At 40.4% G+C, this 13,688-nt stretch carries 14 protein-coding genes; all 14 read right to left on the bottom strand.

From position 1 onward, the window contains the following. Positions 1 to 33 precede the first annotated feature (33 nt). Positions 34 to 864, bottom strand: coding sequence for an SDR family oxidoreductase (locus DS742_RS07610; protein ID WP_117416392.1), 831 nt, complete (start codon positions 862 to 864; stop codon positions 34 to 36). A gap of 23 nt (positions 865 to 887) precedes the next feature. Further along, positions 888 to 1,688, bottom strand: a complete 801-nt coding sequence (locus DS742_RS07615; RefSeq protein WP_117416393.1) for an SDR family NAD(P)-dependent oxidoreductase — start codon at positions 1,686 to 1,688, stop codon at positions 888 to 890. A 152-nt stretch (positions 1,689 to 1,840) separates the two neighbouring features. After that, positions 1,841 to 2,758 (bottom strand): HAMP domain-containing sensor histidine kinase, encoded by a 918-nt coding sequence (locus tag DS742_RS07620; protein WP_170313387.1) that lies wholly within the window; start codon positions 2,756 to 2,758, stop codon positions 1,841 to 1,843. Positions 2,759 to 2,903: 145 nt separating this feature from the next. After that, complete coding sequence (locus tag DS742_RS07625) at positions 2,904 to 3,578, bottom strand: response regulator transcription factor (protein ID WP_117416395.1); 675 nt, start codon at positions 3,576 to 3,578, stop codon at positions 2,904 to 2,906. Positions 3,579 to 3,625: 47 nt separating this feature from the next. Continuing rightward, complete coding sequence (locus DS742_RS07630) at positions 3,626 to 4,033, bottom strand: hypothetical protein (protein WP_117416396.1); 408 nt, start codon at positions 4,031 to 4,033, stop codon at positions 3,626 to 3,628. Between the two features lie 2 nt (positions 4,034 to 4,035). Next, the gene (locus DS742_RS07635) at positions 4,036 to 5,193 is read right to left on the bottom strand and encodes a serine hydrolase domain-containing protein (RefSeq protein ID WP_117416397.1); all 1,158 of its coding nucleotides are present in this window, start codon (positions 5,191 to 5,193) and stop codon (positions 4,036 to 4,038) included. A 27-nt stretch (positions 5,194 to 5,220) separates the two neighbouring features. Continuing rightward, positions 5,221 to 5,940 (bottom strand): MerR family transcriptional regulator, encoded by a 720-nt coding sequence (locus DS742_RS07640; protein ID WP_170313388.1) that lies wholly within the window; start codon positions 5,938 to 5,940, stop codon positions 5,221 to 5,223. Between the two features lie 53 nt (positions 5,941 to 5,993). Beyond that, complete coding sequence (locus tag DS742_RS07645; protein WP_170313389.1) at positions 5,994 to 6,659, bottom strand: SdpI family protein; 666 nt, start codon at positions 6,657 to 6,659, stop codon at positions 5,994 to 5,996. Then, on the bottom strand, positions 6,646 to 6,927 hold the full coding sequence (locus DS742_RS07650; RefSeq protein WP_117416400.1) for an autorepressor SdpR family transcription factor: 282 nt from the start codon (positions 6,925 to 6,927) through the stop codon (positions 6,646 to 6,648). Before DS742_RS07650 ends, DS742_RS07645 begins: the two co-directional genes overlap by 14 nt. A 150-nt stretch (positions 6,928 to 7,077) precedes the next feature. Continuing rightward, on the bottom strand, positions 7,078 to 8,529 hold the full coding sequence (locus DS742_RS07655) for a glycoside hydrolase family 1 protein (protein ID WP_170313390.1): 1,452 nt from the start codon (positions 8,527 to 8,529) through the stop codon (positions 7,078 to 7,080). Positions 8,530 to 8,541: 12 nt separating this feature from the next. Then, positions 8,542 to 10,371: a beta-glucoside-specific PTS transporter subunit IIABC gene (locus DS742_RS07660; protein WP_117416402.1), complete on the bottom strand. Its 1,830-nt coding sequence runs from the start codon at positions 10,369 to 10,371 to the stop codon at positions 8,542 to 8,544. Between the two features lie 69 nt (positions 10,372 to 10,440). Further along, entirely contained in the window at positions 10,441 to 11,283 is an 843-nt protein-coding gene (licT, locus tag DS742_RS07665) for a BglG family transcription antiterminator LicT (RefSeq protein ID WP_117416403.1), read from the bottom strand. A gap of 195 nt (positions 11,284 to 11,478) precedes the next feature. Next, the gene (locus DS742_RS07670) at positions 11,479 to 13,005 is read right to left on the bottom strand and encodes a C40 family peptidase (protein ID WP_117416404.1); all 1,527 of its coding nucleotides are present in this window, start codon (positions 13,003 to 13,005) and stop codon (positions 11,479 to 11,481) included. Positions 13,006 to 13,253: 248 nt separating this feature from the next. Then, entirely contained in the window at positions 13,254 to 13,631 is a 378-nt protein-coding gene (locus DS742_RS07675; protein WP_242996423.1) for an ArsR/SmtB family transcription factor, read from the bottom strand. Positions 13,632 to 13,688 lie beyond the last annotated feature (57 nt).

Below are 13,688 nucleotides of genomic sequence, written 5' to 3' on the forward strand. Positions count from 1 at the left end.
GTCCTGTTTTATCTACAGGGATCCTTCGTTCAATTACACAACCTTTTTTTGCAGCACATTGATTCCCGATGCTACCAAGCCCCCATCGCATAAAATATCCACTCCCGTCAAATAACCTGCGCTTTCGCTGACACAGTACGAAAACAGACCGGCTATTTCTTCTACTCTTCCAGCTCTTTTAACAGCACAGTATTTTACGTAAGCGGAGGCTTCTTCCTTTTCAATTTCTCCCATAGGAGTGTCAAAATTGCCGGGTGACACCGAAAGTACTCTGGCTCCGCTCTCTCCAAATCTGGCGGCATCCTGTTTTGCATACCAGATAACAAAGTTTTTTGAAATTCCATATGCGATACCGGATTGATATTTTTCAGGATAAAACCTGATGCGCCGCATCATTTTTCTCATAAATTTTTCCGGGTCGTTTCGGCTGTACTTATATATTCCCACCGGCATTACCATTTGGGGAGTTAAATATGCAGACATCGATGACACATCAATCAAACAGGATCCCTCTTCCATCACTTTGTAAAAAGCATTATTGATATAAATGGTGCCAAGCGCATTTACCTCCAAAATAGTTTTTGCATCTCCCATATGAGGTGACATACCGGCCGCGTGAATCACTGCAGCCACAGTACCCTTGGCTTTTGAATAAGAAGCCAGCTTCTCTACACTGGCCAGATCAGAAACATCACAGGGATATGCTTCCGCCTGTATTCCTTCCGCTTTCAATTCATTTACTGCAGCTTCCAGCTTCTCTGTATTTCTCCCGCAGATGATAATATAATAACTTTTTCCCATGATCTTTGCAGCCGCTAACCCCATACCGCTGCCGCCACCCGTTATCACGCAAATTTTTCGCATTATTTGTTTTCTCCTTTTTACCGTCAATGACTGTTGGATGCCATCACCTTTCGAATTAATTTCATTGCTGATTCCGGTCTTAAACGATACAGTACATTCATTATCCTGCAATCCTTACCTATAAATACCTGGAAACGATTCTTCTCCATTGCTTGTATAATCTGTTTAGCTGCCTGTTCCGGAGACATCATTTTTTTTGCCCTTTTGTCTTCTGTTACCGATTTACTTCCTTTTATATCAGAATTCACTTTGATATCTGTTGCTACACCACCTGGAAATACAACCGTAACCTTTACTGTTGTATTTGCAAGTTCTGAATGAAGAGCTTCTGTCATAGCTTTTACAGCAGCTTTCGAAGCACCATAGATTCCCTGACCAGGAACCGGCAGAAAGCCCCCCATACTGGATATATTTACTAAATGTGCTTCCGGACGTTTTTTTAAATAAGGCAGAAATGATTTTGTCATATAGAGTGTTCCGTAAAAATTCACATTCATCACCCGGTCAATCGCTGCCAGATCCAGTTCATCCAGGTTTATAAATGGCTGTATGATTCCTGCACAGTTAATAAGGCCGTCAATATTTTTATATTTTGAAACTGCCTCAGCTGTAAATGCAGCTACCTCCTCTCGATTGGAAATATCAACAGCATGAGTATATAACCGGCTGTTATTTCCTGATATTAAAATGGTCTCGTTCAGCGCTACCTGATTTTTATCAACTGCAATTACTGCAGCTCCTCTTATCAGCAGTTCAAGTATCAATTGTCTGCCTACTCCATTACCGCCTCCGGTTACTATTATGTTTTTATGATCTGCTTTCATTGAATCTCCTCTCAAGCCTGATGAATGACTACTTCTGCATTGTAATAAGCGTTTGTAAACTGAATGTAAACTAAAATAAAAACAGCAAAGTTTTTATAATACAAAAAAAAAGGCATTTACACGATCAATGTCCATGTAAAGCCTCTTTCCTTTTATTTGTTTTTGTTTTGATTTTGTAATACTACTGAAAATGTGCTTCCTCTTCCGGGAACACTGGTTACAATGATTTCACTCTTGCACAAATCTACAATACGTTTCACGATAGAAAGCCCAAGTCCAAACCCTGCGGTAGCATGAGAAGAATCTCCCTGATAGTATTTATTAAATATAAGCCTGGCAGTTTCCTCATCCATCCCGATTCCTGTATCCGATATATTAATGGTGATCTGGTTTCCTACAGCAATCATTATAATAGTAATCTCTCCGCCATTGGGAGTAAATTTAATCGCATTACTAATGAGATTCATCCATACCTGATGCAGCAGTTCTGCGCTTCCATAATATGTCACGGGAGCCAGCTCCATATTTAAAACGATCTCTTTCTTTTCTATTTCCCTGAATAATAAAATTGCGCATTTTTTAATCTGCTCATCTAATTCAAATTCCTTTTTATCCGTCAAAACCTCCTGTGCATCCAGCTTTGAGAGTAACAGCGTGTTTTGAGAAAGTGATGCCAGTCGCTGGGATTCCTCCAATATAATCTGAAGGTATTGTTTTCTATCATCTTCGCTGATATTTTCTTCTAATAACAATTCTGCAAAACCATGAATGGAGGTTATGGGGGTTTTAAATTCATGGGAGAATTCATTCATAAAATTCTGCATTTCAATTTTTGTATTCTTCAATTCCCGAACCATACGGTTAAAATTCTCGTACATTTCTCTATATTCACCGGAATTATTTAAATCTATCTCAACATCCAGGTCGCCTTCTGCCACACTGGTAATGCCATCCAGAATTTTTTTCATCCGAAGTTTGAGAATTCTTATTATTTTTAGCAGGGCTGCTCCTGCAATTATACCCATACAAGGCATCATGGCAAGCATATAAACCGCATCATTGCTATTCATATCCAATTCCATATACGCAATAAATCCAAAAGACATAACAGAACTGATCAGTATTAAAATGTAAAACCACACTGCCCAATGTACAGTAAGTAGTTTTTTCTTATTAAATTTTCCTGTAATTTTTATCTACCTCTCTTTCCTGTAACTATTTTTCATGAATTTCCGCTTTATACCCCAGTCCCCTGATTGTAATGATTTCGAACTCCATACAGTCTGCAAATTTGTTCCTCAGTCTGTTTATATGGGTCTTTATCGTTGTTTCATCGCTATTGGTTTCATACCCCCATATTTCATCAAGAAGCTGGGATTTTGTAAAAATCATACCAGGATAGGAAAGTAATTTAAAAAGAAGATCGAATTCTTTCTTAGCCAGTTCTGTAATTGCTCCTTCTCTTGTTACGGTATAAGCGGCAGAATCAAGAGTAATATCTCCAATTATAATTTTTCTTTGGCTGACTATATTAGCCCTTCTTAGAAGTGCTTTTATACGCCAGAGAAGCTCCTCATAATCAATCGGCTTAGTCATATAATCATCTGTGCCGGAAGCAAAGCCTGTTCTTTTATCATCAAACGTGTGCATTGCAGTCAGCATGATAACTGGTATTTGTATCCCTGAATCCCGTAGTTCCTTTACAAGATCATAACCATTCATAACAGGCATCTGAATATCGGCTATTATGAGATCTATATGATTTTGATCCAGCATTTTCAACGCTTCTTCCCCATTTTCCGCTTCTGCCACTGCATAAAACGGTTTCAATCTGGCGCAGGTAAGCAGTCTTGTATGTTTATCATCTTCAACAACCAGAATTGTTGCCATATAACACCTCCAAATCTGATTTATATAAACTAATATAACTATTGTACTTAATTTAGGTAGTATATTAAGCTAAATCCCATAAAGATCAAAACTACACCCAAAAATTTAACAAGTTTAGTTGTTTTCATTATTCCCCATAAAAAATACGATTCCGAAGTGGCAAAGGGAAAGAAGAACACAGAGATCCCCTGAATAACCAGCCCTCCTGTTATGCACAATGTCATGAGAGACTGGGAATATTTTAGCACAGCCACTACTGTTCCTGCAAGAACAAGACCCAGCGACAGGAAGATACCCATATAGAACCAGCGTTTCATTCTTTTAAAAAAATTTAAAAAATCTTTCGTTTTCTGTACACATTCCCCGCTGCAGCAAAGCAGTTGTTCTTCTTTGTCTCCGGTAGGCAGCGTATGAGCAATTAAAATTTCCTTATGGCAATAAATGCATCGATCCATCTTCATGATTCTCCAATTCCACTAACAGATTCATTATTAAGCGAAATATTACGGGCATACAATAAAATTTTAACACCAAGTGCTCTGACATCACAGGCAGTATTTGATAAAATAATGATTCCAGTTTCATCTTCTTTATCAATAGCGATATAGCTGCTGTAGCCTCCCGCCATTCCATTGTGCCAGATGATATCATTTAATCCCAGAAGCCTTTCTCCAAGCATTGGAAAATGCCACCCAAGACCGGTTTTTCCATTCATCTGCCTTACATGGGTTTTAAACAGCGAGGCGGAAAGGGTAGTTTTCTCTTCATACAAATTTGCCTTTATGAATTTTACCATATCTTCTGCATTTGATAAAAACGAACCGGCACCTGTCAGAACATAATCTTCCCAGACAGGATTTGGAGCGCCTTTTGCATCATAGCCCTGTGCCAGCAGCTTTTGCTGGCTTTCATTCATGGTTATCGTTGTGTTTTCCATATCTAACTGAGTGCAGATCTCTTTTTTAATAATATTCTCATATGTATCCTTATATTTCAGTTCAAATAGATGGCCTAATAGTCCCATGCCGAAATTGGAATACTTATAATGACCTGCCCTCTTTTTACCTTGGCAGGTGGAAAGATATTCATAAAGATCTGCCTTTGTCAGACTTTTGTATGGATTTTTCTGATCCTTCATCCTTCTTCTTAAGCTGTCAGGTATGGAAGGAAAACCAGAGGTATGGGTAGCCAGCTGCATTAAGGTTGTGGTTTGCGCTGTTTTGGGAAGTTTTACTACATCAGCTAAATATTGATCAATACTGTCGCTGGCAGAAAGATCTCCTCTGTCAGTAAACACCTCAAGCGCTGCAGCTGTAAAAAGCTTTCCTACCGATGCCAGTTCAAAAAGGGACATTTCATCAGGCTTCTCATCGCTTTCTTTTCTGATTCTTCCATACCCCTGAATATAAACGTTCCCTCTTTGAACCACTCCAATAACAAGACCCACACCATTATTGGATTTTAAATATTCCTCTCCAGACTGATCAATTCTTCCCTGCAGATCCCCAGTATCCTTCCTATTCTTCAGACGGTTAAGTCTGACTCGGAACAGATTAGACAGAAAAGCAACCGACAGCATAACCATAATTAAAAATATTACTGCTAATTTCTTCATAACTCTCCCCCATAGAATGTTTAAACGTTAATGGAAATAAGTTTCTTTAAACCACCCCTTTCGGCCGCAGGACGGACACTTGAGAAATTTACCCTTCCTGATGCCATTAAAAGAAAATGCATCTTTAAAAAAACCTATGGAAAACCGTTTTCCGCAAACAGGGCAGATATAAGAATTGACTTGTGAATGGTAAAAAATCAATCCTGACAAAAGAATCACGGCTGCCACACCCATTACCCCAGGTGCAAATCCACCCAGGGCTGCTGCAATGGGAAATCCTGCCAAAAGCACAAGAACATAACAGGCCAAAAAAATGTACGTCATAACATCCGTCCTTTTATGACGTTCTTTTCTCCGCATCAGCTCCTCCAAATCATCAATACTTTCCACTTCCACTTTTCCAGCCTCATTGATTTGTTCCGTAATAACGCTTAACCGCGCCTTCATCTGTTCCAGATTTTTGATCTCCTCATCTATTTTTAATCTCTGGAAAAAGACGATTTCTGACAGAAGCCCGTATGGATTCTGGGTTTGTGATACTTTTTTGATTTCATCCAGTGAGAGACCAAGAGCCTTATAAAGACAAATACACCGAAACTTTTTAACCTCTTCCTCCGTATACAGTCTTCGTCCGCCATCGCTTAATTTTGACGGCTTCACGATATTCTCCTTGTCGTAGAACTGTACCGTTCGTATGCTTACATTACATATTTTTGCAAGCTCACCTGTTGTAAAAAATTTTAACATTTTCATCACCTCTTCTCAATCTTACAACATGACGCAGCGTCACAAGCAATACATTACGTAAGAGGATTTTTATCCTTCTCTTTTTTATATAGGGCAAAGGAATAAAAAAAGGGTATTACAATGATCAATGCTGTTATAACAACAATAATAGAAACTCCATATAAAACAGCTATTTGCTGCAAATATCCGCTCAACAGGATAATTACTCCTCCGGCCACCATAATATGTCCGGCCATCCGGTTTGTTTTATTCCAATTATCGGGATCGTGAAAGGTCCATGGAAGCCTCACTCCCATCACGTAATTTCTCCTGCTTTTCGGTAAGTAATTTCCAGTTACAATAAGCAGAATACCTACCACGGAAGATGATAATGCGGATATTGGAATTTGAGCACCAAGTGCTATAAACAGTGTGGCAGGAACCAGAATCAGAGAAGTAAGCGGTACCGTCCAGATACTGATCGCACGAAGAACTTTCGAGTGCCCCTCCCGTCTTGGGTCATAGAGCAGCCGAATGTTTGAATACAAGTTTAACAGCAGAAATAAAACCGGCATTCCAAACGCTGCCAAAGCTTTTGGAAAATATCCGTCAACCTCACCTGCGCTGTTCCAGTGTACAGCAATCTGCTCCGGCAGTCTCTTATAGAGTATAACAGACAGTATCTCCGGAAGCATACACATAACGGAGGTTAAGATAATTGTTCTTTTATTCTTCATCATTTCCTTCCTTTCCCTTAAATTGAGACAGCCAAAGCATAAGCTCCTCAAAAACAGATGTATTAAGTTCATAATAAACAAAATTTTTATACTTTGATTCAAATACCAGGTCTGCCTTCTTTAACTGTGCAAGGTGGTATGAAATCGTTGCATTTGTCATGTCAAATTTTTCTGCTATCTGTCCGGCAGATAAGCGGCCATTTCTCAGCATCAGCAGGATCTCCCGCCTGACCGGATCTGAGAGAGCCTTAAACGTATCCGGGAAGCCCAATATGATCCTCCTATCTATTTAGATATTTTTCTAAATAGATATTACTCCCTTCATGAATTCCTGTCAAGAGTCTTAGCACTTTTACTATCTGACATTTTATACAAAACAGGGACATACCGGAAGTAAAATACCTCCTGCATGTCCCTGTTTTTAAATTTCTATATCTGTTAAATCTCCCCCATTGGTCTTGATTACTTTTTTATACCAGTAGAATGACTTTTTTCTGACCCGCTTCATTGTCCCATTTCCCTGATCATCTTTATCCACATAGATAAATCCATACCGTTTTTTCATTTCTCCTGTACCGGAGCTTACGATATCAAGAGCCGACCAGACTGTATATCCCAGGAGATTCACCTTACCGTCAATGGCGTTACCCATTTCAGTTATGTGCTGTCTTAAATAATTAATCCTGTAATCATCATGAATACAGCCGTTGTCATCCGGCTCATCAACTGCTCCAAGTCCGTTCTCCACAATGAAAATGGGGATACCGTAACGGTCCTGAATCTTATTGAGTGTATACCTGAGGCCTTTCGGATCAATCTGCCAGCCCCACTGGCTTGCTTCCAGGTAGGGATTTTTCACTCCGCCCAGCAGATTTCCAAGAGTGGTGGCATGACCTTCCTCTGTGGTCACACAGTTGCTCATATAGTATGAGAATGAATAAAAGTCAACGCAGCCATTTCGTAATACAGCCTCATCCTCCGGCTCAACAGTCAGATCTATGTGATTTTCCTCCAGATAGCGCAGCGCATATCCGGGATAGCTCCCTTTTATCTGGACATCTGCGCAGAAATCATTAATTAAATGGTCAAGTTCCTGCAAAAGAAGCATGTCCTCCGGTCTGGAAGTCAAAGGATACATGGTGATATGAGCGATCATACAGCCCACTTTAAAATCCGGGTTGATTTCTCTCGCTGCGGACACTGCCCTTGCACTGGCAAGAAATACGTGATGCAGCGCCTGAAAGCGCAGGTTTTTGTCATCTATCGGATTAGCCACTTCATCGTCTTCCCTGTTAATGATGCCCAGTACCTCAAGATTTCCCATAGGCATGGTGGCAAAATTAATTTCATTAAAGGTCAGCCAATACTTTACCTTATCTTTATACCGTTCCATTACGCACCTTACATAGCGTTCAAAAAAGCCAATCACCCTCCGGTCTGAGAATCCTTTGTAAGCTTTCACCAGATGGTATGGTATCTCAAAATGACTCAGTGTCACCATTGGTTCAATTCCATATCTGCGGCATTCATCAAAAACCCGGTCATAGAACTGTAAGCCTTCCTCATTTGGAAATTCATCATCTCCATCTGGAAAAATTCTGCTCCAGGCAATAGACAGCCGGAATACCTTAAACCCCATTTCTGCAAATAATGCAATATCTTCTTTGTAGCGGTTGTAGAAATCAACTGCGGTATGGCTGGGATAACTTTCTCCCTTACGAATTTCAGAAGTAAAAACCCTGTTCTTGTTAAGGGATCCTGCCGTTAAATGATCACAGATGCTCTCTTTTTTACCATCTGCCTCCCAGGCTCCCTCGCACTGGTTGGCTGCAACAGCACCGCCCCATAAAAAATTATCCGGAAACAATTTCATTCCTCCTGTCTGTTATAATATGGCAATTAAATCATCACCATGGCGGACGGTTGAACCGCTTTCCATCATTGCTATGATATCCATATAATCATTTGTATTGGTCACGATTACCGGGGAATCAAGAGAATATCCTTCCTTCTCAATGGCATCTTTATCAAAGGTGATCAGAAGATCTCCTTTTTTAACCTTATCTCCCTCTTTCACATGTGCTTCAAAATGCTTTCCGTCTAAACGAACCGTATCCATTCCTATGTGTATGATAACTTCACAGCCCTCATCAGATGTAAGCCCTATGGCATGCTTTGTGGGAAACAGCATCATAACCGTGCCCTTAAACGGAGCCGTCACTTTTCCTTCCAAAGGGGTAACTGCAACTCCTTTTCCCAGAGTTTCATTGGAAAATGCCGCGTCATCGATCTGACTCAGGGATTTAACCTTGCCGGACAGCGGAGAGGCGATCACTCCTTTTTTACATTTTTCAGAGACACGTTCCTCCTCTTTTGTCTGAGAAGGCTCCTCATCTTTAAAAGTTACAAAGGAAACTACGAAACCAGTCACCACAGAGACAGCTGCAGCAATCACTGCTCTCACCAGACTCACTCCCGGCTGGGCCGGATCAAGAAGTGCCGGAATCTCAAACAGCCCCATACCTGCCATCGTGTGATATTTTAATCCCAGTGCAGCTGTTGCTGCCCCTGCAAAAGCTCCGCAAACACAGGAAAGAACGAACTGCTTCATCCTTGGAAGTAAAATTCCGTAAATAGCCGGCTCTGTTACTCCAAAAAAACCTGAAATCCATGCAGGAAGAGCGATCTGCTTTAAAGTCTTATCCTTTGTTTTCAGCCACATGGCCAGTACCATGCCGGTAGTTGTAAAGGTAACAAAGGTGGTAAATGCCAGGATCGGATCCGGAGTTCCGGATATAATATTCGTAATACACAACACAACTAATACAATATGAACACCAAACACAATCATTACCTGCCAGAATCCGCCCACTAAAAATCCGGCGGCTATAGGGCTTAGCTTGTATACAGATAGTACTGCCTGTGAAATGGCATTAGACAGCAGATTGGCAAGAGGTCCGATTACCACATATCCGATGGGCACTGATATGAAAAGCACAAGCATTGGCGTGATAAAAGTCTTTACCATATCAGGTATTACCCGGTTAAAAAAGCTCTCAAGAGGTTTTGCCATGGCTACGATCAAAATTACGGGAAGCAGTGTGGAAGTATAGGTAGCATTGAACACATGGCCAAACAGGGGCACATCCACTCCGTTAATGGTTGGATAACACAGAGCAGCACCTATAATCAGACCCAGGAATGGATTCATCTGTATCTTCTTTGCTGTATTGTAACCGATGACAACAGGGAAGAAATAAAAGATGGAATCTCCGATTGCATTGAGCAGAATATAGATTCCGTCCTCATTGGAATAAAGTCCAAGGTAGGAAAGAATGGAATTAAGTCCCTTTAACATACCGCAGGCACAGAGGAGGCCGATTGCCGGCATCATAATCCCGGAGATAAGATCCAGCGATTTTTCCCTGAAACTCATTTTCTTTTTTTCTGCTGCTTTCTCTGTTGAAATATTTGCTATTCTGCACACATCTGCAAATACCTCAGGAACGTGGTTTCCGATGACAACCTGATACTGTCCGGAGCTGCGCATAACTGTTATAATACCTTCTGTCTGTTTCAGTGCCTCATCATCTGCAAGACTTTCATTTTTTAATTGAAAGCGCAGACGGGTCACGCAGTGTACAAGGCTTAAAATGTTGTCCTTGCCGCCGACTTTTTTGATAATGTCTTTTGCCAACAGGTCATATTTTCCCATTGTTAAATCCTCCATTTTTCTTTTTTATTTGAAATATGAAAGTTTAGCCAACCTAATGTAACCATCTTGTCATAAAACAGTCTTATAAACAACTCGTTCAATATGAAGCGTTAAATACAGCTTTTCATCATTGGATACCTGATAGTTATATTTCTTTTTCAGAAATTCACAGATCTTTTCCGCACACTCATAGGCATTCACATATTTTTTCTTAATGATCATAAGAAGATCATCCTGTTCATCATCAAGATAGGTTTTTCCCTCCAGCAGTCTCTGGGCGAAAAACTTCAGATGAGTGATAAAACGGTAATAATATAGTGAATCTTCGTTAAAGAACAAGTGAAAATTATAGGAAACGATGCTTGTGATCTCAGCGATCAGCTCGGCAACCTGGTGAATCTCCTCAGCACCTTTTTTTGTTACAGCTTCCACAAAGTGAATGGCAATAAAACCGGCTTCATCTTCCGGCAGTCGGATGGAAAAACGTTTTTCTATCATATCCAGTGCCTTTAAACCAATCTCAAATTCCTTCTTATAAAACTTCTTTATATCCCAGAGAATGGCATTTTTTATCCCAATCCCCTCCTGGAACCGTTTCACTGCAGAATAAATGTGATCGATTAAAGATAAATGAATGGTATCATTTAAGTCTGCCTCTAAAACCTTTGAAGCATATTCAATAATCTCTTCTCCCAGCTCCACATAACCGATGGGAATGCTGGCAACCAGTTCCTGAAACCGGTTGTTAATCAGGGGGTCGGACAAAACAAAAATCTTATCAATCTTACTTTCATCAAGCTCATCTCCATTCTTCTTTTTAAACGCCAGACCGCATCCCATAACCACCTTTTCCACCCCGTTTTCATCTTTAATAACTACCGCGTTGTTATTAAAAATTTTGTAAATGATCATGCTTCTCACCCCTGTCCACTGGTATAAATGATCCTCAAGTTCCTGTTTTTGGCGAAAAAAAACCTGTTTACCATGTATTATAGGCAAAAAATGCCACAATAACATAATAAACAGGTATAGCTTGCAAATGCAATCACCATCCACTTGACCACAGTATAATACAAAAAAATGATTTTAGCAAGATAAATTATGAATCTACTCGAATATTCTCCATGCCACAATAAAGTTATTTCTCCACCAGGCTGTCCTCTGCCGGTAAACTACTTTTCCGTTGCTAGAAGAAGCATCTATCACCTTTTGGCTCTCTGCCGCAATCCCCATATGACCTTTTCCCACCACAATATCACCTGGTTTTATATCGTCGTAATTGGATATTCGTTTGTATTTACCCATGTTTCTCCACCCGCTGGAGGTAAGGTAGCTCTGTCTTACTCCGATCTGATTCAGACTCCAGTAAACAAAACCGGAACAATCAAACGAATTGGGTCCTTTTGACCCCCATACATACTTTGATCCTACCTTCGATGCTGCAATATCAATAAATGCCTTTACGTTTCCATTTACTGTTTTGCCTCCGCCGCCACTGCCTGCATCCACTACCGCAGGGCGGAAGTCCTTGCCCGCTTTGACAGACTTATCTGCTGTAAGCAGCGAAAGCGTCTGTACACCAACCGACCCGTCTGCTTTCAAACCATTATCTTTCTGAAAGCGCTTCACGGACTGCTCGGTTACCTCTCCAAAATACCCGGTAACATTAGAAGAGGACAGATAACCGTACTTATTTAAAAGTTCCTGTATCCGCTTTACACTCTCTCCCTGTTCTCTCAGCATGACCCCATTGGGTGTGGCCTCCTCCTGTTCTAACGCAATTCTTGTAGAAGGTCCCAGGTATCCGTCTACAACTAAATCATTTCTGGACTGGAACTGCTTTACTGCCGTTACCGTATCTTTTCCATAATTACCATCTGGTACAGTTGTTAAATACCCCAGACTTTTTAAACGCTTTTGCGCAGAAAGAACCACTTCATTTTTCTCTCCGTAGGCCAGATAATCAGGTTTCACCTCTTCACTGTAAAGCAGACGAATGGTCTTCCGCCCTACCTTTCCGTCTATTGACAGCTGGTTGAGCTCCTGCAGTTTCATTACTGCTTTTTCTGTTGTTTCGTTAAACTCTCCGGTTACTTCCTCTTCCTTCGCAAGATAACCCAGTTCATAAAGTCTGTTTTGGATTTGTTTGACGTCATCCCCGGAAATCCCCAGGGATACCGCATAATACTTTGCTTCCTGGGAGAAAAGTGAAGCCAGTGTCTCTGGTCCCGCAATTCCATCCTGAACAATATTATTCTGCCTCTGGTATATACGAATGGCATTGGCAGTTACAGACCCATAGAACAGAGTCGGTTCATCATTTTCCATAAAACCCAGTTCCATCAGCCGCTCCTGCAATTTAGCAACAAAGGGGTGTTCTGAACCTTCTTTTAGATTGTCCGGCACAGGTTCTTCCTGCGCTTCACTTTCTGTCGCAGGCAAAACCGCTTCGTTTACTGTTTCCAGTTTTATGACCTGACTGTTCTCATCAGGAATGACCGTTTCTGCTTTCTGCTCAAATTGAGAACTGGTTTCTGCCTGATTGTATACAAATATACCGTACACTGCTGCAAATAATACAGCTGCAGCAAGAAAAAGAACTGTTCGTTTCTGTGTTTTAATGATATTAAACATGATTGTAGTCTTTAATCCTTTCTGTTGTCCGATGTATGATTATACTCCTGGTCCCAGAGCCTTTTTTTCTGTATTCCACAGGCGATATGAAGACTTTTTCAATTTATCATATTAATGTGTGGATTTTATGTGGATGAAAAAAAACATCGTCAACCTCGTGATGACGATGTTTTTTAAGTATGATATTACTGCGGCAAATAATAGTAAATACAGCGCCTGATAAAAAAGCACAGGCGCTGTATGAAATACTACTTTTGGTATTTTACATGAATCAGAGCATTCTCCATTATCTCAAATACATGCTCATTATTCATGGAATAATAGACAAATTTCCCCTCTTTTCTTGATTTTACCTGGCCGGATACCTTAAGCAGTTTTAATTGATGGGATATTGCTGATTTCGTCATATCTAAAATGACGGCAAGATCATTCACACATAATTCACTTTTTGATAATGCATACATGATCTTTATTCTGGTATCATCACTAATTAATTTTAAGAATGCCAAGAGAAGAGAAAAACAGCCGTCATCTTTCATTTCTGACTTCACTTTTTCTGCCAATTCCTGATTAATAGCCTGACAGTCACACTTATTAACTGAACCTCCCATACTGCACCGTTCCATGATCCCTTCTGAACTTCAATTATTGATTATACGCAGATTCCATTCTGCATATAGATT

The sequence above is a fragment of the Lacrimispora amygdalina genome, assembly GCF_003432035.1.
GTDB classification, from domain to species: domain Bacteria; phylum Bacillota; class Clostridia; order Lachnospirales; family Lachnospiraceae; genus Lacrimispora; species Lacrimispora amygdalina.

Excerpts from the sequence above, each read along its gene's own strand:
- DS742_RS07655 (WP_170313390.1), bottom strand. The coding sequence starts at position 8,529 with ATGAAATTGTTTCCGGATAATTTTTTATGGGGCGGTGCTGTTGCAGCC.
- licT (WP_117416403.1), bottom strand. The coding sequence starts at position 11,283 with ATGATCATTTACAAAATTTTTAATAACAACGCGGTAGTTATTAAAGAT.
- DS742_RS07630 (WP_117416396.1), bottom strand. The coding sequence starts at position 4,033 with ATGGATCGATGCATTTATTGCCATAAGGAAATTTTAATTGCTCATACG.
- DS742_RS07675 (WP_242996423.1), bottom strand. The coding sequence starts at position 13,631 with ATGGAACGGTGCAGTATGGGAGGTTCAGTTAATAAGTGTGACTGTCAG.
- DS742_RS07660 (WP_117416402.1), bottom strand. The coding sequence starts at position 10,371 with ATGGGAAAATATGACCTGTTGGCAAAAGACATTATCAAAAAAGTCGGC.
- DS742_RS07625 (WP_117416395.1), bottom strand. The coding sequence starts at position 3,578 with ATGGCAACAATTCTGGTTGTTGAAGATGATAAACATACAAGACTGCTT.
- DS742_RS07615 (WP_117416393.1), bottom strand. The coding sequence starts at position 1,688 with ATGAAAGCAGATCATAAAAACATAATAGTAACCGGAGGCGGTAATGGA.
- DS742_RS07645 (WP_170313389.1), bottom strand. The coding sequence starts at position 6,659 with ATGATGAAGAATAAAAGAACAATTATCTTAACCTCCGTTATGTGTATG.
- DS742_RS07620 (WP_170313387.1), bottom strand. The coding sequence starts at position 2,758 with ATGAATAGCAATGATGCGGTTTATATGCTTGCCATGATGCCTTGTATG.
- DS742_RS07610 (WP_117416392.1), bottom strand. The coding sequence starts at position 864 with ATGCGAAAAATTTGCGTGATAACGGGTGGCGGCAGCGGTATGGGGTTA.
- DS742_RS07635 (WP_117416397.1), bottom strand. The coding sequence starts at position 5,193 with ATGAAGAAATTAGCAGTAATATTTTTAATTATGGTTATGCTGTCGGTT.
- DS742_RS07640 (WP_170313388.1), bottom strand. The coding sequence starts at position 5,940 with ATGTTAAAATTTTTTACAACAGGTGAGCTTGCAAAAATATGTAATGTA.
- DS742_RS07670 (WP_117416404.1), bottom strand. The coding sequence starts at position 13,005 with ATGTTTAATATCATTAAAACACAGAAACGAACAGTTCTTTTTCTTGCT.